The sequence below is a fragment of the Paenibacillus sp. JT31N17 genome, from assembly GCF_056269255.1.
The window spans coordinates 803,230-829,411 of sequence record NZ_JBWDNP010000001.1 but is presented as its reverse complement, the minus strand read 5'-3'; the positions used below and the strand labels follow the sequence as shown (position 1 = coordinate 829,411).

The window sequence follows — 26,182 nt, the reverse complement described above, 5'->3', positions numbered from 1 at the left end:
TCCTCGTTTTTTATTCCCATGGCTTCAAAATGATTTTGCCGCTCATTTGAGAGACGGATTGGGTAAAGGCGTCCTCGATATGGCTCATCGGAAATTCGTGTGTAATCAGCTTGTCGACCAGCGGCGATGTCTGAATGACCCGCATCAGCTTGGGAAAATCGTTCAGATTGTAATGCCAGGAGCCGATCAAATGAATCCCTTTGCGGAGCAGGTCATTGCTTATGATTACAGGTGTTTCCTTGTGGCTTTCTCCGACAAAGGCTACTTTCCCCTTGTTCCTTACGGCGTCTATGCAAAGTCTGTGGGCCGGAACAGCGCCGGAGCAATCCAGTGCCGCGTCAGGACCGCGGCCGCCGCAGAGCGCTTTGATTTTACCTGCGGCATCAGGATCGGCAGGGTCGATAATGGCTTCCACGCCCAGCTCCTTCGCCAGCGCGATCCGGTACTCATTTGATTCCACCGCGATAACCCGGGCTCCCCGGAATCTGGCATTGATTACAGCCCCCAGCCCAACGGGACCGAGCCCCGTAATGAGGAGCGTGTCATATGCCGTCAGCCCCAGTATCTGCATGGCTCCGAAGGATGCGCCCAGACCGCAGCATGCAAGCGACGCCTTCTCGTAGGATACGTCATCGGGTATTTTCTGCAGCAGGAATGCAGGCTTGAGCACGTATTGCGCCATCGTCGCATCCTTCATCTCATTGCGCTCGCAGTGGATGTAATCGCCCGACAGGCATAATGGGCATTTGCCGCAGCCATCGAGCGGCATAGCCACTACACGGTCGCCCACTTTAAGCGGTCCTGGACGGGCGATCTCCACCACTTCCCCTGCGGCTTCATGCCCCAGGCAGTCCCGTGGGGTGCCATCCAGGAAGTGCTTGAATTCCGTGCACATCGGAGCCACATGAATTTTCACAAGAACCTGGTTGCCTGCCGGCTTAGGGATAGCAACCTCCGATAATGCGGCCTTGCGTTCACCGGTAATAACGACTTGCTTCATGGACGGGTCCCCCAATGCTAATTAGATGAAAGGATTCAAGACACGGTCAACCGCTTGTTTTGTTTTCACTGCCGCTGCCCGGGCACCAAGCAGGGGCAGATCGTCGCTGAACGTCTCGACGGACACATAGCTGTCGTAGCCAATTTCCTTCAGAGCGGACAGCATGCCGCCCAGGTCGATAATGCCCTCCCCCGGCAGAAGCCGCTGATCATCCATCTGCTCGTCTGCCGGAAGGTCCGGAGCGTCGTTAATATGAACCAGCACGATCTGGTCCGCGTCAAGCGCCAATATATCCTCTCTCGTTGCCTTGGAGGTGAACCAATGGAAGCTGTCGAACAGCAGTCCGACATTAGGCTGGTCAATGGCTCCAATCAGCTCGAGCGCCCCGGGAATCGTATGAATAAATTCATGCTTCATAGTCCGGAGCGTCTTCGGTCCCACCCATTCTATGCCAAACCGTATGCCATACACATTCAATATCTTGGCGCACTCGCGGAGCCTTCTGATGAATCTGCTTGTGTATTCGGCAACAGGCTCGTCCGTCGCCGGATACAGCCATGTGCAGCAGCGTGTAACCCCCATGCGCCGCGCCAAATCCGCCATGGCCGGGAGCTCACGCAATTGCTCCTGAAATATGCCTTCGTCCTTGCGGAATTCAACGGGCAATTCAAAGGAGCCCAGCGTTAATTTCCTCTCCTCCAGCAGCTGGATGGCCGCATCGACCGACTTCTCTTTTGCCATCAGGGCAAAAGGCGCGATGTAATAATCGAGCGATGGAAAGCCTGCTGTGCAAGCCGCGTCCAGGAATTCCAGGAAAGGCACGTTTCTGCCGGTTGTCACCGGATTCAATGCCGGGATCATGCTTGCGACCTCCTTTATTGGTTATTTTATCAAGCAGCCAGCCTCTGCTGTCTGATGCTGCAGCAATCCCCCGGCTTTCAGGGAAACGCTTACAAGCAAGTGCGGGCCGCTTCCATAAATATATCCCGGGCGGCTCTGCTGCGTCTTCGTTCTGATTGATCTTTTTTGTTCTATTCTGATCCGTTCCTAGGGAAAACTATCTGGGAATAATGATCTTGCGGTGCAGCTTCCGGTACTGGGCCGGCGAGGAGCCGAAGTACTCCTTGAACCGGTGATAGAAATGACTGAGATTCTCAAAGCCGACCTCCATGCTGACGCTGATAATGGGGTCATCCGTATGAACGAGAAGGTTGGCGGAATACTGCAGCCTCATCTCATTGATCCACTCCGTGGCGGTTCGTCCGTAATGCTTCTTGATCATTCTGCTCAGATGCTCGGGAGATTTGGGGGAAATTTCGTATAATCTGCTTAATCCCACGGTAAAATGCTCCTTGTTCTTCATCATTCTTTGCAGATTTTCCAGCCAATCGGGAATGGAGGATACGGCTTGAAGCGGGTATTGCGAAATATACCGGACGAATATTTCTGCCAGCAGCGCTCTGACCTCTGTCTTGATTTTCAGCTTCTCGTCGGACGGGATGAGCGTCAGTACCTGAAATCTCTCTTTTACCCCGTCGATTTCATTCTTGTCGACAAAGGTGCTTGGCGGATCCTCAGCTGACAGCAGGCTGTCGGCATCAAACCCGTCTCCAAGATATTGAGCCAGCGCCTCCATGGTGGAGGAGGTAAAAGCCAGATTGAGCAGCTCTCCTTCGGAATCCCCGTCGTTTTCATAGAAATGAACGTCGTGGGGACGGATAAATACAAGCGTTCCCTCGCGCAGCAGCACCCTTTTCTCATTAATCTGATGATACAGCGAGCCCTTCGTGATCAGGAAAAATTCATAAAAGTCATGAGTATGCTTGCCTGTCACGGTCTTCAGCGATTTGTGATAGGCATAATGCGCTTCTGTTCCATTATCCAGCAAGTCTTTTTCGAGCAGTCTGATCATGGGGCATCGTCTCCCTGCAGCGAGGTTGAATATCAATATAGAATATTTTTCAAAGCAGCATGCCTTTGCTTGTTGTAAACGGTTACCTGCTATTTTACCAGAACATTTAGGGGATAGGAATCATAAGAATAGAAACGCCAGCCAGACTTGCGGAGGACGGCATTTTTCTCCAGCTTTTATCAAAATGAAACAAAATCATCTCAATATACAGGAAGAACGAAAGGCATTGTTTTTTTATAATTATGGTAGTTTCACCACTAACGACAAGGAGGGATATATCATGGCAGCGTTAACGAACGAGGAAATTGCTTTTTATCGCGAGAATGGCTATTATCTTTACAAAAAAAGCCTGTTCCCTGTTGAAAAAATGAGCAAATTAACAGAGATTTTCGAAGATCAGCTGGCCTTGAAGGGCGATAAATTGTCGGATGAGCTGGATACCCCGCATTTTCGCGATGAGCGTCTGTTGGACTTTTTATTAAGCAAGGAAGCTCTTGATCTTGTTGAAGGGCTTATCGGACCGGACATTATTTTATGGTCCAGCCATTTTATTTGCAAGGATGCCTTCACAGGACGACAAACCCCTTGGCATGAAGACTCGGCCTATTGGGAAGGTCGCTTCGACAAGTACGATGACATTGCCACCATCTGGCTTGCACTGGACCGCAGCAGCAAGGAAAATGGGTGTATGAGAGTTATCCCGGGCACGCATCATAACGGATTTTCGGAATATGAAAGCGTCGATAAGAAAATAAATACATTCCATGCCCAAATCAAAAATCTGGACGAGTCCAAGGCCGTTTATTTCGAGCTGGAAAAGGGCGAATGCTCCATCCATGATTCCCGCATCATTCACGGAGCTGCGGCCAATAAAAGTCCGTACCGCCGATGCGGTTATACGATGCGGTATATTTCAGCTTCAACGAAAATAAACCCGGAACGAAATCAGGGCTGGAAGTTTTGGCTCGCCCGCGGAAGGAACATTGCCGGAAACCCTTGTGAGAATGTTTAAGTTCAGTGGGAAGCCTTGCGGCGCATTCGTGGGATAGGCGAATAAACAACCAGGCGGGAGCGGCAATCAGGTGATCACCTGGTTGCCGCTCCCGCTTATTATTTTTCTATTCTTATTTATTCGCTTCAAAAGCCTTCTGGTATATTTGCATATACTGGTCCACGTTCAGGTCCTTGATCCCCTTCACATAGCCATCCCAGTCCTTATCGAGATTTTTCTTGCCGATAATGAATTGAACCGCATTCTGCTTGATGTAGTTGTCGATAACGGTAGACAATTCCGAAACGGTCTGCGCATCCTCCGGATCGATAAACAGGTCGGGCAGCTTCTCATCGGCTTTCGGCTCATGCCCGGCGTATTTCTGATTTTCCTGGTACAGGCGCGTTTCGTTGCCGTCCTGCGTCATTGTGTCCTGTGAAACAGCCTGACCGAGGTACAAGTCCTTGCTCATATAATAAAAACCGTTTTCCCACAGCGCTTTGGTCGGCGCATCCCAGTCGTCAGAGGCCGGGGTCGTATCGAAGACAGCCGGTTTGCCGTTGATCCCCTGCTGCCCCTCTTTGCCATTGACCCACGAGTTGACACCGAGGAACGCATCCAAGGCGCCCTCCTGGGAATACAAATAATCAGCAATTTGGATGGCGGCGACCTGCTGGTCTGCCGATGCTTTGTCCGTAATCGTAAACGCGCCGTTAGGCACCCTGTCTTCCGTATACGTTGCGAATTGGGCGCCGCCGGGTCCCTTAAGAGGCGGAACGGCCACATATTGGTTCCAGCGCTGGTCCGCTGCCTCGCCGAAGATCGTCATCACATCGCCGTTCCACAGATTCGCGTAGCTTCCCAGGACGATATCATTCTCGTTCATGGCGAGCTGCTGAATGCCGCTCATGTTCTGGGTAAAGGCCTGCTGATCGATCAGCCCTTCTGAATATAATTTCTGCAGGTATGCAAGTCCTTCTTTCCACTCCGGATTATCCGCCACCAGGTCGACTTTCCCACCGGCAACCTCCAGATAATTGGATGGATCCGTATACACAAACGCGTTCATCAGGAAAAGCAGGATGTTGCCGTATTCATTGCCTGTTTCCGAATACCCGCTCAGTGGAATTTCATCCGCTTTCCCGTTGCCGTTCGGATCATTGTTCTTGAAAGCGGATAATACCTTCTCAAAATCGTCCGTTGTCGTCGGCAGCTCCATATTCACCTTTTTCAGCCATTCTTCATTGATCCACATTTTTGCAGGATACATGCAGTGGGAGCAGCCATCAAGGCCCGGCAAAGCATAAATATTGCCGTCAGGAGCGGTAATGCTGTCTTTCAGCCAAGGGTTCTCGTCGAATGCCTTCTGGATATTCGGCGCGTATTTGTCGATCAGGTCATTCAGCGGAACAAACACGCCCAATTTGCCGTATTTCAGCTGGTCGACTTTGGAGAAATCGCCGCCGATGAAGGCTGAAGGATAATCGCCGCTTGCCAGCAGCAGGTTCTGCTTATCCTTGGCCCCGTCCGTGGGGGCGGTTTGGAAATTGATTTTAATGCCGAGCTTCTTCTCTATTTTTTGCGTCAGCGCATTATCATTAAAGCTTTCAATACGCGGCCCCTGGCTCGAAAATGCGGTGACCTCGACTTCCTGCCCTGCCGACTCTCCATCCGTCTGCTCGCCTGATGGATTCCCTGCATTATTCTCTGTGTTCTTGCTGCAGCCCGCGAGCACGATAATCAAGGCCATCCATACGAACATCCATTTAGGCAGATTTTGCTTCATTCAGAATCGCTCCCTTTTTCTATTTTTTTATACTTCACTAAACTATCCTTTCAAGGAACCGATCATCATCCCTTTGACAAAATGCTTCTGGATAAAAGGGTAAAAGGCCAGGATCGGAACGCTCGATACAACAATCAGGGCATATTTCAATAAATCGCTGAGTCCCTGCATCTTCCGCATCCGGTACACGACAGACGGTGACAGATTGGACGTCTCATTCATGACCAGAATATTGCGAAGCACCAATTGCAGAGGATAGAGTTTGGAGGATTGCAGATAAATCAGGGCGTCAAAATAGGAGTTCCAGTTCGAAACCGCATACATCAGAATCAATACGGCGATAATCGGTTTGGACAAGGGCAGCACCACACGCCACAAAAATCCGGAATCGCTGCAGCCATCCAATTGGGCGCTTTCATAGATTTCATCCGGGATTGTGGTTTTGAAGAAGGTGACTGCGATAATGACCTGCCAGACGAATAGGGCCTTCGGAATAATAAGCGCCCAGCGGGTATCCAGAATTCCCAATTCCTTGACGATCAGATAGGAAGGAATAAGTCCCCCCTCGAAGAACATGGTCAGCAGTATGGCCATCATGAGAAAGGTTCTCCCGACGAACTCCTTCCTGGAGAGTGGAAAAGCGAGCAAAATCGTCAGCGTTACCTGGACAAGCGTTCCGACTACGGTGTAGAAAAGCGTGTTGCCAAAGCCAATATAAATCTGCTTGTTGGAAAAAAGCGTTTTATAGGCAACAAGCGTCGGGTTTACCGGAAAAATCGTCACTTTGCCCTGGATCACATCCTGCGAGCTGCTGAAGGATGCGGCTACAATATGAAGCAAAGGATACAGAACCACGATCAATATGAACGCTAAAATCACGTACAATACAGCCATAAAAAACCGGTCGCCTGGCGATTCACGAATAACATGACGTTTTATCATCTGGCATTTTCCTTTCGATGCGTAATTACCATAGACTGTTATTCGAAACCCTGCGGGAAACCCAATTCACCGCAACCAATAAAATGAAATTAACAACCGAATTAAAAATGCCTATGGCTGTGCCAAAGCTGTAATTGGCATTCACAAGTCCGACTTGATAGACATAGGTCGCGATCACTTGAGAACCCGGCTGATTGATTGGATTCTGGAGCAATAATATTTTTTCGAATCCGACGCCGGTCAGCTCGCCGATCTGCAAAATCAGAAGTATGGTGATGACAAGAGCGATTCCCGGAATATCGATATGCAGGATTTTCTTCAGCCTGGAAGCGCCGTCAATTTTTGCAGCCTCATACAGCTCCGGATTAATTCCGGCCAGGGCGGCCAAATAGATGATCGAGGCATAACCGGCATTTTGCCATACCTCGGACAGCGCATAAACATATTTGAAGCCGACGGTGCTTGCCAAATAGTTGACCGGATCGAATCCGAAAAACTGCAGAATATTCGGAATCATCCCGTTTCGGGGATCCAGGAACAAAATAATCATCCCGGCCATGACGACGACGGAAATAAAATGCGGCGCAAGCGTGATGGTCTGACTGAACCGCTTGAAAAGTCCATCCCGTATTTCGTTCAAAATCAATGCCAGAACGATCGGAGCCGGAAACGTAAAGATCAAGGTTGTGACGCTGATATTAATGGTGTTGCCAAATATATCCCAGAAGAGCGGAGAATTGAAAAAGCTGATGAAATAATGCAGGCCTACCCATTCGCTTCCCCACATGCCATCCCGGACGTTGTAGTCGCGAAAGGCCATCTGCATGCCCACAATGGGGAGATATTTAAAAATAATAATGTACAGCACGGGCGGAAAGACCAGGACATAAAAGTGCCAGTGCTTTCTCATCAATCGTAAGTTATTCAAGGACCCATTCCCCCCTTATTCCCGGAACGTTTCAAAACAGGATGGTGCATTTGATAAAACATGGCGCAATTCAAAATGAGAGCCGGCAATCGTTGCGATCCATATTGAATACGCTTTCAATAACGGCAGGCTTGTCATTCTCTACGGGCATCCTCCCCTTCGAACTCTCATTTGATAAATGTCGGATTGCTTTCATTCTATAATCTTTCTAATTAAAATTCTTCTATAACTTTGATGCAACTTATGGTATTTTGATATCTCTGTTCAGGTACGCAAGGCCAATAAATGAATAAAGAAAGTTAAGCTCTGTTAGGTGGATGTACATCCCTTTATTCCGCAAATGACATAGTATAAAAATATATGGGAGTTTTGGCCAGTTCTGGATCCGAATCAAGGACAGGAATGGAATCTTAATTCTAGGAGTCATCAAGATCCTTTAGGGAGGTGCCCTGAAATTGAAGTCCAAAATCTTCACTCCGAAAAGAACAGGAAAAAATAAGGTTTTCATCATGACGCCAATCGCAGACAGGATGCCTTCAGCGCAAAAGGTACTTCCCATTTCTCACAAATGGAAAGATGATCATAGCTCCGTTACCACTCATCCTGGAAAGAAAAAAAAAGAACGCAAAAAAGCTATTGCAAAAAGGAAGAAAAGAAATTCTGCAGGTACATCATGCCCAAGGCTGTCAGGAAAATCACGATCATCCAAAGCCTCCGGAACCTCAAAAGTCAGCTGGACTTCCGGCCCAGCCAAACATCAGGGACTTCCTGGACTTCAAGGATCTTCTGGGCCTCAGGGACTTCAAGGACCCCGGGGACTTCAGGGACTTCAGGGACTTCAGGGACTTCAGGGACTTCAGGGACTTCAGGGACTTCAGGGACTTCGAGGACTTCAAGGACCTTCGGGGCTTCAGGGGTCTCCTGGGCTTCAAGGACCTCCTGGACTTCAGGGTCCGCCAGGACTTCAAGGGCCGCCTGGACCTCAAGGGGCAACCGGGCCCCAGGGACCTCCCGGGTCGGGAACTATTCCAGGTGTCACGATAACTCCGCTCGTTGAACGATATTTTTATATTGTGCAGACGGATACTGGTCTTCCAGTGATTTTTCCAGCCACTCTGTTCACAAACGACAATCAGGAGCCCGTGACGGCATTTGTTGAAGCGGGTCAAAATGGCTACGCTAACCTCTACATCAACGGCCTCATCCAGGAAAGCAGTATGTATAATGCAAACCAAATAGATTTGCGTATAGAAGCGGATAATCAGACAATTTTTGCAGGTACGCCCATCCTTCTTGAAATCATTCGGTTCTTTGCCCGGATAATCTCTTAAAATCAAGTAGTCCTCCCTCATCATTAGAACTTCCTTAAATTCTAACTCTGACATTTATTGATAGAGGTGATGAAGGAGGTGATATTGATGCCAATTACAAAACCATTTATGGCGGCAAGAAGATTCAGTGCCACAATAGGAGACGGAACCGGGGTAGGCGCAGCCTACAATATTCTGGCAACGGCCACTATTGATGACAAAGGAGTTGCTGCAACAGCTTTCCCAACTGCACCGGCCTATTACAATCTTTACATCAATGCGCAGATTCAAACAGCTGATACTTCAAGCGTTACCGTTACTGCGATCACCATTCCTGGCGGTGATGCGCTTAATCCTGGAACACCTGTAGTAATCGAATTTGTTGTAAATTAATCTTTTGTGATGACCTGATGCCGACAATTCTTGCTTCCCGGGATTGTCGGCATTATCATTTCTAATGCAGAAAGGAAGCGGAACATACAGGTTCCGGGCCAAAGATACGATAGCCGCGCAAAAGCCAAGGTGTTTTTCAGCTTGACCCTCCGGTTGAGGTTACGGAGTTTCTGTTGGTTGGGATATCCTTTTTATTCGATCGCGGTGTCTTCAAATGGTCCGATGAGGAAATAGCAAAGAAGTATAAAGCTCTGGGAAAGATTGTAGACTCTCTGCTGGGAGGAAAGAATATTATCTCGGTATCAGCATTCCTGGGGAACACCAATCACGGATAGAATATTGCTTGCAGCCGATGGCAAAAATCAACAAACAGGAGGGCTTGATTGCCTCCCTCCTGTTTGCCGATGCCTTATGCGCTATTCTAGCGAGCCTTATTCAGCTGCACTTGTCCGCGCAGCGCCGCCATACATTCCGGACCCGCGTCGATGCTGCCAAGCGGCCATCCCGAATCGCCGTAGCCGCCATGAAAATCCGCTCCGCCGGTGACTATCAAGCCATGCTCGGCAGCAGCGTGAAGCGCCCTGCCCCGGTCCTCCACGTTGTGCGATGGATGATAGACCTCGATGCCCTGCAGGCCGCAGTCAACCCAGCCGGGGATTGCCTCGAAATTGCCCAGCTGGCCCGGATGAGCGAGCACTGGCACCCCGCCCGCCTCCAGCACGGCGCGGATTGCGTCCCGCGCATCGACGTAGCGCATCGGCATATAAGCAATGCCGGGCTCGCCCCGCTCGCCGCGGGAGAACAGCTTGCGGTACAGGTCGCCGAACAGCTCGTCCGCATAGCCCAGATCCACCAGCGCATTCATAATATGCTGTTTGTAGACGGACGAGCCGTCCGCCGCATAACGGCGGACGCCCTCCCACGTGATGCGGTAGCCCGCAGCGGCCAGCCTTTGCGTCATCTCCTGGGACAGCCGGCTGCGCAGCTCCACGGTCGGAGCGCACAGCTGATTGAGCGAAGAATGCTCCGGCCGGACGAACAGGCCGAGAATATGAGCCCGCCGCTTGCGGTCGAAGTCGTAGGCGGATATTTCAATGCCCGGCACGATTTCCACGCCAAGCTCCGCGCCAAGACGAAGCGCGGCCGGAACCGCGGCCGTCGTATCATGGTCGGTGATCGCGAGTGTCGCGACCCCCGCTTCCGCAGCCTGCCGGACCACTTCCTCCACGGAATAAGTATTATCCGAGGCGTTGGTGTGGCAGTGCAGGTCCGTTATACCCGTCGTTGCCTTTATCATAAGCGAATCACAGTCTCCTTTTCAGCCGATTGCCGTATTGCGGTCCGGCATTTGCTCCGCCTGGGGCAGCAGCCGCTCCACCCGTCCGATCAGCTGCGGCCATTCCTGTTCATACACTTCGCGCACCTCATGCATCAGGAAGCCCTTGAAGTACGGAGCCAGATGCGACGCAATTTCACGGAACGGCACCTCGCCGCTGCCGATCGGCATATGCATATCGCCGCGGCCATGCGGAATCAGATCATACTGGTTCTTCTCCAGCGAGAAATTCGGCTCTCCGAAGTTGTCGTGGACATGCAGATGGAATACGTAAGGCGCCATCGCCTCAAGCTCCTTCTGCCGGTCAAGCCCATACATCCGTTCTGCCAGCAGCAGATGTCCCGTGTCCAATGTAAGACCGACGCTGGCATGATCGATAAGCTTCATCTGCTCAGCCAGCAGTGCAGGCCGCACCGCATAGCAATAATGCGGGCAATCCAGATACGGCCGCATATTCTCCATCCCGATTCTCACGCCGTTCGAGCGGGCCAGATCGCCGGCTATCCGCAGCTCCTCCCGCTCCCGCTCCAGCAGCAGCTCCTGCTCCCCCGCTGTATAAGCCGGCCATTCATGCCGGTATACCAGCTCTTCCTCGCCGACAAACCGGGCGGGATGGTAGGCCATCGCCGAAGCTCCCAGAGCGCCGCTGATCTCAATCGCAGCATGCAGCACCTGCCGCTCCTTGAGCAGTTCGCCCCTGCGGAACAAATTAATTTCGAACGGGGCATGGGTTGTAACCTGCAGGGAGAATTGCCTGAACAGCCGGACATAACGGTCCAATCTGTCTGTATTGAGCCGGCCGTTGACGATAATGTTCATTCCATGAATGGGCACCTCAACGGCCCCGAAGCCGAGCTCCTGAATTTTCGCCAGCTTTGCCTCCAAGCGGTCCGGAGCGTTCACCGTATCATTGGACAGCAGGCTGACGCCCATCGCTTCTATATGCATCTTCATGCACTTCCTTCCCTACAGTGAAGAGACTGCCAGTCCCTGGCGATAAGACATCTGACACACAATATTGCCCTCGACAAACACCTTCTCAATCATCGGACGGTCGCGATGCAGGCCGACAAGCAGAATATCCGCCGACTTGCCCGGCTCAAGCGATCCGGTCCGGTTGTCGATGCCAAGCGCGACGGCCGGGTTGCGCGATACCAGATTGACGGCGTAAGGCAGCTCATAGCCCAGGCTGTGAAGCAGAAAGACCGACTGCAGCAGCGACGGCGGATAATAGTCCGAGCACAGCATATCGACCACGCCTTCACGGATCGCATCAAGTGCCGACAGATTGTTGCTGTGGGAGCGGCCAAGCAGTACATTAGGCGCTCCCATGACAACATGCAGGCCGCGGCGCTTCGCTTCCACCGCTACTTCCAGCGTGATCGGGAACTCGCTGATCGTCGCGCCCCAGCCTGCAACGCGGTCCAGCTTCTCCAGCGTGTCGTCATCGTGGGAAGCGAGCGGAATACCCTGGCTGCGGGCCAAATCAGCCAGCCGCTGCAAATCCGCAGGATCGGCTTTGGGGAATTTTTTTCTCTCCTCCAGCTGGCGGAGCACTTCCTCCTCGGTCTTGTTCTGCTTGCCCATGATATATTTGACCTGAATGTCAGGCTGGCGGTATTGCCCCTGACCAGGCGTATGATCCATGAAGGACAGCTGCTCGATCTCCCCATTGTTCAGAAACTCCTCTACGAAGGGAACACCGGCCAGATTCGTCATTTCGTAGCGCACGTGGATGCAGTGCCGGAGCATATGCTTCTCCTCGCGCAGCTCGCGTATATTACGGATATATTGCTGGACGCTGGCATTCTTCCGCGCTTCGTTATTGCGCTCGTCGCCCCATAGGCTGAACGAATGGTAAATCGTCGTCACGCCTTGTCCGGCCAGCTTGCGTTCCAGCTCATAAAATGAGATGTCTACGGGCAGACAGCTCGTCGGACGGGGAAAAATTTCATGCTCGATAGCATCGCTGTGCGAGTCAATCATGCCCGGAAGCACCCACAGCCCCGTGGCGTCGACATCGCCCGGAAGCGGCAGACCTCCCGAGCCGGCACGCACCTCGGTGATCGTATCGTCCTCGATTGTGATGGTGCCTCCATGAATGACACCCTGCGGCGTCACGATGTTTCCGCCGTAAATCCGTTGCGTTCGCTTCATTGCCAGATCTCCTCTCCAGTGTCAGTCGGTTCACGTACGGCTCGCCGTAACGGCAAGGGCATAAAACTCCACCCTGTCCGCCTGGGCAGCGGGGCTTCTACTCCGCCCCGGCAGCCGCGGTTACCGCATCCGGCACGGCGTCATCGCCAGCGGAGCGGCTAATATCCAGAATGTCATCGGCCACCTGCTCCATAACATCCCAATCGTGAAAAATACCGACCATCGTCGTGCCTTCCTGCTTCATCGCCTGCAGCATCTCTATGACCGCCGTAGTGGTCTCGCGGTCAAGAGAAGCGGTCGGCTCGTCGAGGATCATCAGCCGCGGCCGGACGATAAACGCCCGCGCCAGATTGACCCGCTGCTGCTCGCCGCCGCTGAAGGTGGCGGGAAAAGCCTGCCACAGCTTCTGCGGAATGCGAAGCCGTTCCAGCATCTGCTCCGCTTCCTTGCGGGCATCGGTCTGCGACCATCCAAGAGGAAGCAGCTTCTCCGCGACCACGTCAAGCGCGGGAACGCGGGGAATGACCTTGAGAAATTGCGAGACATAGCCAAGCTCCCGCTCGCGCAGCCGGATCATTGTGCGGTCGTCGGCCTGCGCCAGATCGATGCGGCCTTCCTGCAGCGAGTCGTACCAGATTTGGCCGGAGCTTGGAACATATGTGCGGTATATGCATTTGAGAATCGTTGATTTGCCGACGCCGCTCGGACCGGCAATGCCTAGAAAACGGCTCTGGCGGACATTGAACGACAATTCCCGGATCGGATAGACCTTGCCGACTTGCGAGACGTGAAGCTCGAAGGACTTGGTCAGGTTGATAACCTCCAGCATCTGTGATGCCCTCCCTTACAGCAAGGAATGAACCAGCAGCTGCGTGTACGGATGCTGCGGGTCCTCCAAAATTTGATCAGTCAAGCCCATCTCGATCATTCTTCCCTGACGCAGCACCATCGTCCGGTCCGCCAGCATGCGGATAACGCCCAGATCATGCGAGACGACAATCATCGCGACCTTCAGCTCGCGGCGCAGGCTGCGGATCAGATCGAGCACGCGCGCCTGAACGGACAGGTCGAGTCCCGTTGTTACTTCATCAAGCAGCAGCAATGGCGGGTTATTCGCCAGCGCCTTGGAAATCTGCACGCGCTGCTGCATCCCGCCGCTGAAATGCTTCGGCGGCTCGTCCATCCGGCCAAGCGGAATTTCCACCCGTCCAAGCAGCTCGGCAGCCCGCTCGCGAATTTTGCCGACGTGGAAATAGTCGGCGGCAAACAGCTTCTCGGCGATATTGCCGGAGCTGGAGTAGTTCATGCGCAGCCCGAGATAAGGGTTCTGATAGACCATGCCCATAACGTGGTTGCGGATATAACGCTTCTGCTGCGCCGATTCAGTCAGCAGATTGGCTTCCCCGCGCTTATAGGAATCCACGAACATCTCCCCGGATGTCGCATCCTCATCGAAGTAGAGGCTGCGCACCATCGTGCTCTTGCCCGAGCCGCTCTCTCCGACAACCCCGAGAATTTCTCCCGGATACAGGTCGAAATTAAGATCGATGCAGGCCATGACCGAGCCGCAATGCTCGCAGCGGTTGCTCTTGTCTTCAGGGCCTGCGTCCCTGCAGCGGTCACAGCCGCTTCCGAAACGTTTATTCATATTCCGCACCCGCAGCATCGGCCGCTCACTGGCGGCGGCGATTGCATCAGTGTCCTGATTCATTTCAAGCGTGGATGGAAGCGGCATGGGATCCCCCTCTTTCTATCGTTTTCCGGCAAAATGCCGTATCCGAGCATTGGTGCAGAATCTGCCCTGTCGCGCCGTCCGTCACCTCGTCGAGGAAGGAATGAACGCTGCCGCAGCGGCAGCATGCTTTGCCCGCGAAGCTCTCGACCTCGAACGGATAGTCCTCGAACTGCAGCGGTACGACATTCGTATAAGGCGGCACGGCATAAATCTTCTTCTCCCGGCCCGCTCCGAGCAAAGTCAGATGCTCGGCCTGGTGCAGCTTCGGATTGTCCCAGCGTGGAATCGGGCTCGGGGCCATAATGTAGCGGTCATGCACGAGTACGGGATAATCGGCGCCGAGCGTAATGCTGCCCCACTTGACGACGCTCTCGTACAGCGTCAGCCAGATCGCGCTGTAATCCATCTCCGCATGCAGCCTGCGGGTGAGCTGCTCCTTCCGCTCCACCTTGCGCAGCGGCTCCGGCTGCGGCACCTGCAGCACCAGCACCTGACCGTTCTTCAGCTTCTCCTCGGGTACACGGTGGCGCGATTGAATGAGCGTCGCCTCCTCCGTATCCTCGGTTGTTGCGATATCGCTCGTATCCTCGATCAATTTGCGTATGCTGACGGCGTTGACGCTGTCGTCGTTGCCTTGATCAATAACCTTGACGGTATCGCCCCGGCCGATCAACGACAGCGTCAGCTGCAGCCCGCCGGTGCCCCAGCCCCGGCCGATCGGCAGCTCGCGGGATGCGAACGGCACCTGGTAGCCGGGAATGGCGACTGCCTTCAGCGTCTTGCGGCGGATTTCGCGCTTCGAGCCTTCGTCCAGAAAAGCAAAATTATACTTCGACGGCTGCTTTATGCTCTGTTTGTCCATCTTTGACCTCCGTACTCTTCGTTGACGTTGGATTCTCATTCTGAGCCTTTCGGATCCGGTCCAGCGACGACTGGAAGGTGATGTAATGCGGAAGCTTCAGATGCGATACGAAGCCAGTTGATTCCAGGCTGTCGATATGCGTAAGGACGAATTCCTCGTCCTGCGTCGGCGAGGTGCCTTCCGTCTCCAGACTGCGCTCCAGAATCGACATGGAGATCGCCTTCAGCTCGTTTTGTCCCAGAACCAGCCCGTAGCCCATCACAAAATGAATCTCGCCCGTCTCTGCGTTTTGCTTGAAGGAATTGATCGACTCGACCTCGGTTACCATCATTTCGCCCAGATACAGGCTGTCATCCGGATCGCCTGCCCCATATGGATGGGCAATTGTCACCTCGGCGTAACCGACGCGCAGCTCGCCGATCGTCGGATGCACCGCGCCATAACCGCGCATCGAGCTGTAAGCGAGCGCCGTCATCGCCCCCGTCTCGCCGCGGGCCAGCATCTGCAGCCTCGCCGAGCGCGTAGCAGGAAGGATCACCTTCCGCCTCGTAATATCGAATGGCTCGCTGTCGCGACGCTCCTTCATCTCCGGCATCAGCCCCTGCTCGCGGAGCAGATCGGCGACCTTGCGGAAGGTCGGCACCTCGGTCAGACGTTCTCTGGTCTCCGATTGCACGAAATCCTCGAGAAACGCTTGAATATCCTCGCTGCTCTCCTGCCGCAGCGTGAAATTAAGCAGCCGGTGCGTATAATCGTAGGTCGGTCCAAGCACCTGTCCGCCGGGCAAATCCCGGAACGACGAGGAAATACGGCGGATAATCCGCATCTCCGACGTGTCCGTCACACGCGACACATGATTGCGCGCCAGGGTGGAGCGGTACGCCCTGAGCAGAAATACCGCCTCGGCGGGATCGCCTTCCGCCTGCTTTAGCGCAAGCGCCGCGTATTCCGGCGCATACAGACCGGCTTCGCCCATGATCCGGTCGATCAAGAGGCGCATCTGCTTCTCAATCATGCCGAGAGTCAGCGCGGTCTCCGATTCCTTCAGCCGGTAATAATGATTCAACTCGTTTGCTTTCTCGATTGCTTCTCTTCCGCCCGTTACGGCAACATAAGCCATGCGGTCTCAACCTCCCATATCGGAACTTTCCTTATCTGACTTTCGTCGTCCGCGGCAGCGCGGCAAGCTTGCCCGATTCCGTGTACAGCACCACGTCGGCTCCAAGCGGGTACTCGGCATTCCACAGCCGGCGCTGCTCCAGCCACTCTGCTGCAAGCCCGGCGGCAAGCATCTTCCGTTCTCCCGGCACACCAGGTCCGGACAGCGTAAGCATCTGCATATCGGCGGCATGCCCGGTTCCCTCATCCTCTGCCAGTTCATCCACCTGCAGAAACAGTGTAGCTCCATGCTCCGGCTCCAGAAGCGTGCCGAGCATGACATGGGCTGTCCAGTCAGGCAGCGCGCCGCGTCCGTCAGCGAATAGATAATCCGCTTCAGCTGGCAGCACCGCCCTTGCAAAAGTATGCATGCGGATAAAAGCGCTCGATTGCTGCGCATCGTCATTGTCCACCGCGAAGCGAACCTCGCTGTCCAGCAATGTCAGCGCGAGCGCAGCGATCATGCGGCTGCCGGGCTTCAGCTCCGCCTCGCCGGCCGTCAGCCGGGCGGCCTTCTTCACCTTGCCGGGTTCGGCAAATGCATCCAGCAGCTCGCGGTACAGCTGCTGCGTATCATGAACGGGATCGAACAGCGTCTCATTTTGCGCGGTCATACGATTCCTCCATCGTCTCAAATTGCACCTTCGTAGCCATGGCCAGCTCCTGCTCGCGCAGCCTGCGGTCCAATAGCGCCCGCTCCTCTTCCAGCAGCAGCGCCTCCCATCCTTCCGTTTCCGGCAGCTGCCTGTTGAACGCCGCGTCCACGATCGCCAGATAATAAGCCAGCTCAGGGCGGTCGCCCATCAGAATTCCGTAGCCGAACGTACCCTCGATCGACACCGTGCATTCCGTCACCAGCACCTCTGTCAGATAAAACGGCTCCTGCGAGACCGAATCCCGCGCCTTGGCCAGCACCAGACTGTTCTCCGGCGTCTTCACGACGGCAACCGCGTAGCGCTCCTCCACGTACTTAGCCAGCTTCTCCGGCAGCAGCGCCGAGCCCTCAATCAAAATGCGGGTAATTTGCGATTTTTTCATGCCTGCTCCCCACTTTCCTACTTGACGTTCAGTTTCATCCGATTGCTCAGCCATTCCACGCTGAATACCATCACGAAGATGACCAGCGCCGCAAAAAAGGTTTTGTCGAATTCGTACATCCGCATCGCATTGGCGATTTCAAAGCCGATCCCGCCGGCTCCCACCGCTCCAAGAATCGTCGACTCCCCGATATCGATTTCCAGCCGGAACACGCTCCACGCCACGAACGAAGTCGCAACGCTCGGCAGAATGCCCTGGGCGATGATTTGCAGCTTCCCCGCTCCGGTCGCCTCAAGCGCCTCGATGACGCCGGGATTGACCTCTTCGATTGACTGCGCGAACATTTTCACCAGCATTCCGACCGCATGGGTCCCGATTGCCAGAATGCCCGGGAGCGGTCCCATGCCAACGGCGACGATATACAGGAGCGCCCAGACCAGCGTCGGAATCGCCCGGATGAGCGAGGCCGCGCCCTTGACCGCCCACGCTGTGCGCGGCGACACATTGGCCGCTGCGGCAAAAGACAGGAAGAAAGCCAGAACGACTGCGAGCGCCGTACCGACCAGCGCAATCTCCAGCGACTCCAACGCCGCTGCGAGTACATAATTCCAGTCTGCCGCGTTGGGCGGGAACATCTGGCCAAGAAGCGAGAACAGCTTGCCCGTCCCATGCATCAGCAGCGAGTAGTCGAAATTCATCTGCACCAGGCAGAAGACGAAGAACACTGCGCCGAACACTGCCGCCGCCACCAGCACGGGATCGCGTTTCTTGCGCGTTGGCTTGCTTTCCTGCTGTGAAGCCAGCCGTCCTTCCCGCTCCAGCAGCTTCGGTCCTGTCACATATTCCGTATTCATATGATCCTCTCCCTGATTTTACTGGTCACAAATTCCGTACCGGCCACAAGAAGCAGCACCAGGATGATAGCCAGACTCACTTCCTTGAACTGAAACAGCTTCAGTCCCTTCTGTATGACAAAGCCCAGTCCGCCGCCCCCAACCATGCCGATGATCGTCGAGGACCGCACGTTAAGCTCCAGCTTGTACAGCGACCAGGCGATGAAACCGGGAAAAAACTGCGGAAATACCGCCTGCGACAGCACTTGAAAATACGAGGCGCCCGTCGCGCGCACCGCCTCCACCTGGCCCATATCGATCTCTTCCAGGATTTCCGCGTAGGCCCGCGTCAGCGTGCCGATAGCCGTAATAATAAGCGCCATTGTGCCGACGAGCGTACCGAGCCCGTAGGCGGCGACAAGCACGATGGCCCAGATCAAAGTCGGAATATTGCGCATGACCGAGGCGAAAGCCCGCGTCGCCACCTGAATGCCGCGATGCGGCGAAGTCGTCTGCGCAGCCAGAAAAGCGAGCACAAGCGAGATGACCGCACCGATAACCATGCCGATATAGCTCATATATATCGTATCGAGCGCAGGACCGAGCAGCTCATGCAGTGTCGAAAGATCGGGCGGTAAAAAGTCGTTGAAAACGAACTTGAACATTTCGCCGATCCCTTCGAACAGCGTAAACGCCGTAAAATGGGTGCGCACGGCCGAGCCGATCACAAGCGCCAGACCAATAGCGATGGCTATCAGCGTCTGCAGCTTCTTTTGGCGTCTAAGCTCGAGCAAGCGCTTCTCCATCCTGCTCCCTCCGATCCGGCGCAGCGCCGTAAATGCGGTGAATCACATCCTCCGTCAGTGCGGAAGGAGCACCGTCGAACACGACCTCGCCCTTGTGGATGCCGATAATTCTTGTCGCGTAATCGCGGGCGATCTCTACCTGATGGAGATTTACGATACAGGTGATGCCGTCCTCCCGGCAAATCGCGCTCAGATGCTCCATGATCGTCTTGGACGTCACCGGATCAAGGCTTGCAATCGGCTCGTCGGCCAATATAAGCTGCGGCTTCTGCGACAGCGCCCGGGCGATGCCGACCCGCTGCTGCTGTCCGCCGCTAAGCTCGTCGGCCCGCTTGTAGATCTGCTGCGACAGGCCGAGCCGGTGCAAAATCGCTTTGGCATCCTCCACGTCCTTCCTGGAGAAAAGGCCGAGCGATCCGCTGACCGCGTTCATATAGCCGAGCCGTCCGTGCAGCACATTGCGCAGCACCGTAACCCGCTCGATCAGATTGTAGCCTTGAAAGATCATTCCCGTCTGGCGCCGCAAATTGCGCACCTGCCGGCGGGTTGCCCCGGCGGCGTCGATATCCTGGAACCGGATCGCGCCCCCGCTTGGCTTGACCAGCCGGTTGATGCAGCGCAGCAGCGTGCTTTTGCCCGCGCCGCTTGGACCGATAATGGCCACGAACTCTCCACTGCTTACGGAGAAGCTGACGCTCTTCAGCGCGGCCGTTCCGTCCGCATATACCTTGCTCAGCTCTTTGATTTCCAGTAAAGAAGACATTCTTTCGCACACCGCCCTTTTTTAAAAGCCCAGATCGATCAAGACGTCAAATCTGAACCTTTTTAAAGTGAGACTAACCTCGCCGCCAGGCAAAACCTCATTCTATTTCAGCAGCTCTTCGGGGCTCATATTCAGCGCCTTTGCCGTATCCTTGACAACCTGGTAGTCCGAGTCATCCACCGGGAAATAGGCAGTGGTGTTGCTGTCCTTGAAGAAATCCGGATTCTGTTTGTCATAGCCGAACACAAAGTCTTTGATCTTCTGCACCAGATCAGCCGGCAGATCGCCGCGATACGCAAGCGGAGAGCCTGGAATCGGATCGGATGTCCCGATGACGCGGTAATCCGTCGCCTTGACCAAGCCTGCGTCGACAACGCGTTGAATACAGGTATCGCATACGCCGGCGCCATCGGCTTGTCCTTTGGCAATGGCAATAATCGATTTGTCGTGACCACCGGAGAACGATACATTGGAGAAATAGGACTCAACCTGATCATTGGTAATGCCAAGCTCTTTAATCATCATCATCCGCGGGAACAAATGGCCCGAGGTCGATGCCGCGTCGGCAAACAGGAACGTCTTGCCTTTCAGATCCGCGATTGACTTTGCCGGGGAGTTAGCGGGAACCACGATCTGGCTGTGATAAAACGCTGATTCCTTGCTGAGAGCCTTCACGGCGAATGGAATCGCGCCGCTGCGCTCGGCGGCAATGATGTACGAGAACGGGCCGAATCCGGCGATATCGATTTTTTTCGTGCGCATCGCTTCAATAACCGCCGTGTAATCCTCGCCCACATACAGCTCCGTCTTGATGCCTAGCGCTTTGCCCATATCCTCGGCAAACTGCTTGTTGCCCCGCGACAATTTGCCTTCTTCCTCGCCGGGGAGCACGCCCAGACGAAGTACCTCCGGCCAGTCCTTCTTGCTGTCTTCTGCAGCAGGCGCCGCGTTCTGACCGCCGCTGTTTGCAGCATCTGCCGTGGAATCGGCCTTGCCGCAGCCGGCTATCATCAATAAAATGGACATAATCGTCAGAATAGTCAGAAAAATATTCGTATAACGCTTTTTCACTTTATAAGCACCTCCGAATTTTTGGACCAATCCTTACTCTTCAAACTGTATCGATACCTTGCATAAATCGCCGCGATATTTGGCGGAGGTCAATTCGACCCGGCGGCCGTGCTGATCTCTCATGACGCTTTCGATATGAAGGATGCTTGTGTTGGGCGAAATTTGCAGCATGCCTGCTTCAGCCAAGGTCGGGTTCCCCGAACGGAATGAGGAGCAGATGCGGAAGAGCTGCATGCCATACTGCTGCTCCAGCAAGTAATACAAAGAAGTCATATTGGCGAGCGTCTCCAGCAGCTCCGGGAAATAAGCGGCCGGCAGCCATGTTTCATTCCATGACAGCGGCACATCGTCCGCAAGCCGCAATATTTGCAAGCGGTATACCGGATCACCCTCCTGCAGATCAAGTCCCTCGGCAACAACCGCCGGTGCTGCCATCCATTCGCGGTTCAGCAGCTGCGCTTCCGGACGGCGGCCAAGCTGGCGGATAACGTCAGAGAAGCGCATCGCCGGAGTAATCGTATATTGAATGTCCAGCGGTTTCTCGCACAGGAAGTAGCCTTTTCCCTGATGAGGACGCAGGACTCCGGTATGAACGAGCAGATCAAGCGACTGGCGGATCGTATAACGGTTGGCGCGGAATCTCTTGCAGAGCACCTGCTCGGAAGGCATCCTTCCCTCTTCGCGGTATTGGCCGGCCTGAATTTCCGCGAACAGCCTGTCGGCAATGATCTGGTATTCGGGAACCTGCTGCTTAACGAATCGTTGCATGATTGGCGTTTCACCTCCTTTTGATACGACTTGTTTCATTGAACCTAACTTGTAAACATCATGTGAATGTTAAATGTTTATATCGTTTTTATGAAGATGCATATTTTCCGAGAAATTGTTCGAGGTCATAAAAGTCGGCAAAGCGCTCCTCCAGCTGTTCTCTGGTCCAGTCCCACCAGGCGATTCGCTCCAATTTTTCAACAATTTCCTTCGGAAAACGCTCGCGGATAGGCTTGGCGGGAACACCCGCAACAATTGTGAACGCCGGTACATCTTTCGTCACAACCGCCCCCGATCCGACCACTGCGCCATTGCCGATGGTGACGCCGGGCATGATCGTGGCGCCGTGGCCGATCCACACATCATGGCCAATATGGACAGGATGCGAGCGGCGCCAGTCGAAGAACTGCTCGTCGTCCGTCTCGGCGAAGCCGTAGGAAACGCGGCGGTAGGTCGCATGGTGCAGCGTGACGCGCCACATCGGATGGTTGCCCGGATTGATGCAGACATGGGAGGCGATATTGCAGAATTTGCCGATCTTCGCGTAATGGATAATCGCCTCATCTACGCAGTAGCTGTAGTCATCCATCGTGCTCTCCATCATGCGGCTTCTGGCGCCGACAGCTGTCCACTCTCCCAGACGGCTGCGCTGGACGACCGCTGTCTCATCGATAACCGGCTCCGGGGACAATGGCTTGCGCTTTCGCGCTTCTTGATTAATGTAAGTAAGCGTCATAGCTGTTTCTCTCCTCTCATTCCGTCCTGTAATCAAGCTTATCTTGTCGATATGTAGCGCGTGTTAAGGTTTGCTTAAGTTCGTGTAAGGGTCTATGAAAATGGAAAAGACTGCTTCTTCCTTTTTCGGGGAGAAGGGTACGGCATTCTCCCGCTCTGAACATCATTATTTTCGAAACAAAAGACGCGGACCACAGGGGATCCGCGTCTTTTGCCAACTGTCATGTCCAATCTCTGTGTTCCTGTCTGGTTAACCGGATCAATGGCCGTCAAATTTGATCACCATCAAATCCTCATCCCAATATTGACCCTTCCATTTTGAGGCGTTCCTTTCCGTTCCGTATGTAGCAAATCCTATTGATTCATACATCCTTTTTGCCTGCGTATTGGATGAATTCACGGTTAAATTAACTTGCTCCAGACCGTCGCAATTTTTCGCCTTTCTGAGTAGTTCGTTCAACAAAGCCTTGCCGATTCCTTGCCCGCGATATTCAGGCGAGACATACATCGCGTAAACATTTCCCTTATGAGCTGTTTTTATATGGCTTTCCCGCACAAAGGTGACTACCCCGATCAGATCGTGATTCTTAAATGCGCCCAACGTAAATATGCTATCCGCTGCCTGAAGCCTTTGCCGGGTTTGTTCAATGGGTCTTTCTCCCTCGATTTCATATGTGGTTAAAAATGATTCCGGACTTTCCACTAAGGAATTGAGCCGCAGCTCACGGTAGATCTCTGCATCTGCTGGTTCCAGCACCCGAATTTCCATTATCCATAACTCCCTCACCATGTTGTTTGCAACCATTATACAGCATGAATTGGCGTTTTAATCGAAATTTGGAGCCGTTTAATCTGAATGTAAGGATTCCGGGTAAAAATATACGGAAATGGAAATGCTAAATTTTAGGAAAGGTGGGAACGGCATGATTATTCTGAAAAATATTCACAAGGTATACGACGATGATTTTCAAGCCCTCAAAAATATTAATCTGGAGTTTCAAAAAGGAGAAATTTCGGTCCTGATCGGTCCGAGCGGCTGCGGCAAATCGACGACGATGAAGCTGATCAACCGCCTCATCTCCCCTTCCAGCGGCTCGGTGCTGATCAACGGGCAGGATGTTAAGGAAATTGATCCCGTGCAGCTGCGCCGCAGTATCGGATATGTCATCCAGAGCATCGGGCTGTTCCCGCATATGACGATAGGCAGGAATGTTGCCGTCGTCCCCCGGCTGAATAAATGGGACACCGCCAGAATCAACCGGCGTGTGGATGAGCTTCTTGGGCTTGTCGGGCTGCCGCCGGAAATGTACCGGGAACGCTACCCGTCGGAGCTGAGCGGCGGGCAGCAGCAGCGGATCGGCGTTATCCGCGCGCTCGCTGCCGATCCCGACGTCATTCTGATGGATGAGCCGTTCAGCGCGCTCGACCCGATCAGCCGCGAGCAGCTGCAGGACGAGCTTATCCGGCTCCAGCAGGAGCTGCACAAGACGATTATCTTTGTCACGCATGATATGGACGAAGCGATTAAAATAGCCGATACCATCGTACTTATGAAGGATGGCGAAGTGGTTCAGACCGGCAAGCCGGAAGCCATTCTCCGCCATCCGGCGAACGACTTCGTCCGTTCCTTCATCGGCCAAAAGCGGCTCCATGCCGAAAGTATGAATGATATCCCGCTCGTCGACGAGGTGATGGTCACAAGACCGGTGACGGCGCTGCCCAAACGAGGGCTGGCCGAAGCCATCGCAATGATGGAACGGCGCAGGGTTGACTCCCTCTTTATCGTGGACAGGGATAACCGGCTGCAGGGCATTGTCTCCATTTACCGCGTGCTCGATCAATACGGCGAGGAGAACAAGACGGTGTCCGATGTCATGCAGCCGGTGCTGTACTCTGTCCGTACGGGAACTCCGCTGCCCGCTGCCGTCGAGCTGCTCAGCCGTCACCAGCTGTCCAACCTCGCGGTAGTCGACGATAACAACCGTTTGGCGGGTCTGATCACAAGGGGCAGCGTCGTTCGCCATCTGGCTGACGGCTATCTTCAGGAAGCAGCCGAATCGCCGGTAGAGGAGGTATAACAGGTGAACGACTTGATCGCTTTTTTCGATGAGAGATGGGCTCAAATTGCCACTGCCTTACAGGAGCATCTGACTATTTCGGCGCTTGCCGTCGTCCTGGGAAGTGTGGTCGCCATACCGCTCGGCATCGTGCTTGTTTATAACAGGATTTCGTGGATCAACAGCATCGTTTTCTTTATCGCCAACATTCTGCAGACGGTGCCAAGCCTGGCCCTGCTGGCCATCCTGATCCCGCTGATGGGCATCGGTACGAAGCCGGCGGTCTTTGCCCTGCTGCTTTATGCGATCATGCCGATTCTCCGCAACACCTATGACGGGTTTCATTCGGTCGATCCAAACGTCCTCGAATCGGCCCGGGGGATGGGCTATGGCACGCTTCAGCGCGTTTTGAGCATTCAACTGCCGTTGTCGCTGCCTTACATCATGTCGGGAATCCGGGTAACGACGGTATATATCATCAGCTGGGCAACGCTCGCCACCCTTATCGGCGCCGGCGGGCTCGGCCAGCTGATCGTATCGGGCCTCGGCGTCAACAAACCGGAGCTGATCGTGACCGGTGCGCTTGGGGCAATCCTGCTCGCGCTCGTCGCCGATGTGCTGCTGGGGCTATTGGAGAAATGGCTGACGAAGCGCTACCGGTCAACAGGGCGGATAACGGTGTGAAGGGAGTATGGCAAATGAGAATAGCAAGAGCGTCCGCAGCCTTGGCCTGCCTGCTTCTTCTGGGTACGCTGGCAAGCGCGTGCACAAGCCGCAATACGGTCGTTATCGGCGCGCAGACCTATTCGGAAGCCAAGATCCTGGCGGAGATGTATAAGGCGCTAATTGAAGACCGCACTGATCTCAGTGCTGAGGTCATACCCGATTTGGCAGCGAGCCCTGTCGTCATACAGGCGATGAAACGAAACGAGCTGCAGATGGCTACTTTGTACACGGGGGAAATTTTCAATAATCATTTTCCGATCGAGCAGACAAAGGACCGCGCGAAGGTCCTGGAGCAGGCCAAGCAGGGTTTTGACAAATATTTTCATTTCAAGTGGCTCGATCCCCTCGGGTTCGAAAACACTTATGCGTTTACTGTCTCCAAAAAGCTGGCCGATGAGAACGGTTATGAGAAAATATCCGACGTCGGCCCGGATGCCTCCAAACTCCGTCTCGGCGTCGACACCACATGGCTGGAGCGCGACGAGGACGGCTACGGAAGCTTTACCAGAACCTACGGTTTCAAGTTCGGGAGTACTTTCCCAATGGAGCAAAGTCTCGTTTATCAGGCGGCAGCGAATAATCAGGTTGACATCGTCCTGGCGTATTCCACCGATCCGCATCTGAAATATTACAACCTGCAGACGCTTGCGGACGACAAGCAGTTTTTCCCGCCGTACGACGCATCAACCATTATGCGCAATGATTTGGCCGAAAAGCATCCTGACGTGGTTGAAGCCGTGTCCGTTCTGATCGGCACCCTCAGCGTGGAGAAGATGATCGATTTGAACTACCAGATGGACATCGAGAAAAAAAGCGAACGCGAAGTCGCGCTGGCATACCTGAAACAGACCGGTCTGCTGAAATAGGGGGGAACT

Annotated in this window: 29 protein-coding genes; 7 read left to right on the top strand and 22 right to left on the bottom strand. The window is 54.0% G+C overall.

Annotated features, from left to right (window positions below; all coding sequences use genetic code 11):
• Positions 1-10: 10 nt before the first annotated feature.
• The 3 genes from AC0YOB_RS03550 to AC0YOB_RS03540 all read right to left on the bottom strand — a co-directional run bounded on the left by AC0YOB_RS03550 (position 11) and on the right by AC0YOB_RS03540 (position 2,912).
• Positions 11-1,000, bottom strand: a complete 990-nt coding sequence (locus tag AC0YOB_RS03550) for a zinc-dependent alcohol dehydrogenase (RefSeq protein WP_475791578.1) — start codon at positions 998-1,000, stop codon at positions 11-13.
• Positions 1,001-1,021: 21 nt separating this feature from the next.
• Positions 1,022-1,861, bottom strand: coding sequence for a sugar phosphate isomerase/epimerase family protein (locus AC0YOB_RS03545; protein ID WP_475791577.1), 840 nt, complete (start codon positions 1,859-1,861; stop codon positions 1,022-1,024).
• Positions 1,862-2,057: 196 nt separating this feature from the next.
• Complete coding sequence (locus tag AC0YOB_RS03540; RefSeq protein ID WP_475791576.1) at positions 2,058-2,912, bottom strand: helix-turn-helix domain-containing protein; 855 nt, start codon at positions 2,910-2,912, stop codon at positions 2,058-2,060.
• Between AC0YOB_RS03540 and AC0YOB_RS03535 the strand changes: the two genes are divergently transcribed.
• The gene (locus AC0YOB_RS03535; RefSeq protein WP_475791575.1) at positions 2,911-3,924 is read left to right on the top strand and encodes a phytanoyl-CoA dioxygenase family protein; all 1,014 of its coding nucleotides are present in this window, start codon (positions 2,911-2,913) and stop codon (positions 3,922-3,924) included. The two genes, AC0YOB_RS03540 and AC0YOB_RS03535, sit on opposite strands and share 2 nt — an antisense overlap.
• Positions 3,925-4,036: 112 nt before the next feature.
• Here AC0YOB_RS03535 and AC0YOB_RS03530 read toward each other — a convergent pair whose 3' ends face one another.
• The 3 genes from AC0YOB_RS03530 to AC0YOB_RS03520 are packed head-to-tail and all read right to left on the bottom strand — an operon-like array spanning position 4,037 to position 7,559.
• On the bottom strand, positions 4,037-5,689 hold the full coding sequence (locus tag AC0YOB_RS03530) for an extracellular solute-binding protein (RefSeq protein ID WP_475791574.1): 1,653 nt from the start codon (positions 5,687-5,689) through the stop codon (positions 4,037-4,039).
• A gap of 42 nt (positions 5,690-5,731) precedes the next feature.
• Complete coding sequence (locus AC0YOB_RS03525; protein ID WP_475791573.1) at positions 5,732-6,631, bottom strand: carbohydrate ABC transporter permease; 900 nt, start codon at positions 6,629-6,631, stop codon at positions 5,732-5,734.
• A gap of 25 nt (positions 6,632-6,656) precedes the next feature.
• Positions 6,657-7,559: an ABC transporter permease gene (locus AC0YOB_RS03520; RefSeq protein WP_475791572.1), complete on the bottom strand. Its 903-nt coding sequence runs from the start codon at positions 7,557-7,559 to the stop codon at positions 6,657-6,659.
• 576 nt (positions 7,560-8,135) lie between these two features.
• Between AC0YOB_RS03520 and AC0YOB_RS03515 the strand changes: the two genes are divergently transcribed.
• The 3 genes from AC0YOB_RS03515 to AC0YOB_RS03505 all read left to right on the top strand — a co-directional run bounded on the left by AC0YOB_RS03515 (position 8,136) and on the right by AC0YOB_RS03505 (position 9,262).
• Positions 8,136-8,603, top strand: coding sequence for a hypothetical protein (locus AC0YOB_RS03515; protein WP_475791571.1), 468 nt, complete (start codon positions 8,136-8,138; stop codon positions 8,601-8,603).
• Positions 8,604-8,632: 29 nt separating this feature from the next.
• Complete coding sequence (locus tag AC0YOB_RS03510) at positions 8,633-8,890, top strand: DUF4183 domain-containing protein (protein ID WP_475791570.1); 258 nt, start codon at positions 8,633-8,635, stop codon at positions 8,888-8,890.
• Between the two features lie 87 nt (positions 8,891-8,977).
• Positions 8,978-9,262, top strand: coding sequence for a DUF4183 domain-containing protein (locus AC0YOB_RS03505; protein ID WP_475791569.1), 285 nt, complete (start codon positions 8,978-8,980; stop codon positions 9,260-9,262).
• Positions 9,263-9,683: 421 nt separating this feature from the next.
• Here the strand turns inward: AC0YOB_RS03505 and AC0YOB_RS03500 are convergent, their stop codons facing one another.
• The 16 genes from AC0YOB_RS03500 to AC0YOB_RS03425 form a co-directional block, all read right to left on the bottom strand.
• Entirely contained in the window at positions 9,684-10,559 is an 876-nt protein-coding gene (locus AC0YOB_RS03500) for a PHP domain-containing protein (protein WP_475791568.1), read from the bottom strand.
• Positions 10,560-10,580: 21 nt separating this feature from the next.
• Complete coding sequence (locus AC0YOB_RS03495; protein WP_475791567.1) at positions 10,581-11,552, bottom strand: sugar phosphate isomerase/epimerase family protein; 972 nt, start codon at positions 11,550-11,552, stop codon at positions 10,581-10,583.
• A gap of 12 nt (positions 11,553-11,564) precedes the next feature.
• Positions 11,565-12,755: an alpha-D-ribose 1-methylphosphonate 5-triphosphate diphosphatase gene (locus tag AC0YOB_RS03490; protein ID WP_475785179.1), complete on the bottom strand. Its 1,191-nt coding sequence runs from the start codon at positions 12,753-12,755 to the stop codon at positions 11,565-11,567.
• A 97-nt stretch (positions 12,756-12,852) separates the two neighbouring features.
• The gene (gene phnL / locus AC0YOB_RS03485) at positions 12,853-13,584 is read right to left on the bottom strand and encodes a phosphonate C-P lyase system protein PhnL (protein ID WP_475791566.1); all 732 of its coding nucleotides are present in this window, start codon (positions 13,582-13,584) and stop codon (positions 12,853-12,855) included.
• 15 nt (positions 13,585-13,599) lie between these two features.
• Entirely contained in the window at positions 13,600-14,490 is an 891-nt protein-coding gene (locus tag AC0YOB_RS03480) for an ATP-binding cassette domain-containing protein (protein ID WP_446686459.1), read from the bottom strand.
• Complete coding sequence (locus AC0YOB_RS03475; protein ID WP_475791565.1) at positions 14,468-15,352, bottom strand: alpha-D-ribose 1-methylphosphonate 5-phosphate C-P-lyase PhnJ; 885 nt, start codon at positions 15,350-15,352, stop codon at positions 14,468-14,470. Before AC0YOB_RS03475 ends, AC0YOB_RS03480 begins: the two co-directional genes overlap by 23 nt.
• Entirely contained in the window at positions 15,315-16,472 is a 1,158-nt protein-coding gene (locus tag AC0YOB_RS03470) for a carbon-phosphorus lyase complex subunit PhnI (protein ID WP_475791564.1), read from the bottom strand. Before AC0YOB_RS03470 ends, AC0YOB_RS03475 begins: the two co-directional genes overlap by 38 nt.
• 31 nt (positions 16,473-16,503) lie before the next feature.
• Complete coding sequence (gene phnH, locus AC0YOB_RS03465) at positions 16,504-17,124, bottom strand: phosphonate C-P lyase system protein PhnH (protein ID WP_475791563.1); 621 nt, start codon at positions 17,122-17,124, stop codon at positions 16,504-16,506.
• Positions 17,108-17,548 carry a phosphonate C-P lyase system protein PhnG gene (phnG, locus tag AC0YOB_RS03460; RefSeq protein WP_475791562.1) on the bottom strand — a complete coding sequence of 147 codons (441 nt, stop codon included), beginning with the start codon at positions 17,546-17,548 and terminating at the stop codon, positions 17,108-17,110. Before phnG ends, phnH begins: the two co-directional genes overlap by 17 nt.
• 17 nt (positions 17,549-17,565) lie before the next feature.
• Complete coding sequence (gene phnE / locus AC0YOB_RS03455) at positions 17,566-18,402, bottom strand: phosphonate ABC transporter, permease protein PhnE (protein ID WP_475766386.1); 837 nt, start codon at positions 18,400-18,402, stop codon at positions 17,566-17,568.
• Positions 18,399-19,187, bottom strand: a complete 789-nt coding sequence (phnE, locus tag AC0YOB_RS03450; RefSeq protein ID WP_475791561.1) for a phosphonate ABC transporter, permease protein PhnE — start codon at positions 19,185-19,187, stop codon at positions 18,399-18,401. The genes phnE (AC0YOB_RS03455) and phnE (AC0YOB_RS03450) overlap by 4 nt, the downstream gene beginning before the upstream one ends.
• Complete coding sequence (phnC, locus tag AC0YOB_RS03445; RefSeq protein WP_475766383.1) at positions 19,162-19,950, bottom strand: phosphonate ABC transporter ATP-binding protein; 789 nt, start codon at positions 19,948-19,950, stop codon at positions 19,162-19,164. Before phnC ends, phnE (AC0YOB_RS03450) begins: the two co-directional genes overlap by 26 nt.
• A gap of 102 nt (positions 19,951-20,052) precedes the next feature.
• A complete protein-coding gene (gene phnD / locus AC0YOB_RS03440) occupies positions 20,053-21,021 on the bottom strand; it encodes a phosphate/phosphite/phosphonate ABC transporter substrate-binding protein (protein WP_475791560.1) in 969 nt (322 codons plus the stop codon).
• A gap of 33 nt (positions 21,022-21,054) precedes the next feature.
• The gene (gene phnF / locus AC0YOB_RS03435) at positions 21,055-21,789 is read right to left on the bottom strand and encodes a phosphonate metabolism transcriptional regulator PhnF (protein ID WP_475791559.1); all 735 of its coding nucleotides are present in this window, start codon (positions 21,787-21,789) and stop codon (positions 21,055-21,057) included.
• An 88-nt stretch (positions 21,790-21,877) separates the two neighbouring features.
• Positions 21,878-22,525: a DapH/DapD/GlmU-related protein gene (locus AC0YOB_RS03430; RefSeq protein WP_210046421.1), complete on the bottom strand. Its 648-nt coding sequence runs from the start codon at positions 22,523-22,525 to the stop codon at positions 21,878-21,880.
• A 258-nt stretch (positions 22,526-22,783) separates the two neighbouring features.
• On the bottom strand, positions 22,784-23,293 hold the full coding sequence (locus AC0YOB_RS03425; RefSeq protein ID WP_475791558.1) for an N-acetyltransferase family protein: 510 nt from the start codon (positions 23,291-23,293) through the stop codon (positions 22,784-22,786).
• A gap of 154 nt (positions 23,294-23,447) precedes the next feature.
• Between AC0YOB_RS03425 and AC0YOB_RS03420 the strand changes: the two genes are divergently transcribed.
• Genes AC0YOB_RS03420 through AC0YOB_RS03410 form a run of 3 tightly spaced genes read left to right on the top strand, consistent with a single transcriptional unit; the run spans position 23,448 to position 26,173 of the window.
• Positions 23,448-24,602, top strand: a complete 1,155-nt coding sequence (locus AC0YOB_RS03420) for an ABC transporter ATP-binding protein (protein WP_475791557.1) — start codon at positions 23,448-23,450, stop codon at positions 24,600-24,602.
• Positions 24,603-24,605: 3 nt separating this feature from the next.
• A complete protein-coding gene (locus AC0YOB_RS03415; RefSeq protein WP_475791556.1) occupies positions 24,606-25,265 on the top strand; it encodes an ABC transporter permease in 660 nt (219 codons plus the stop codon).
• Between the two features lie 14 nt (positions 25,266-25,279).
• The gene (locus tag AC0YOB_RS03410) at positions 25,280-26,173 is read left to right on the top strand and encodes a glycine betaine ABC transporter substrate-binding protein (protein ID WP_475791555.1); all 894 of its coding nucleotides are present in this window, start codon (positions 25,280-25,282) and stop codon (positions 26,171-26,173) included.
• Positions 26,174-26,182 lie beyond the last annotated feature (9 nt).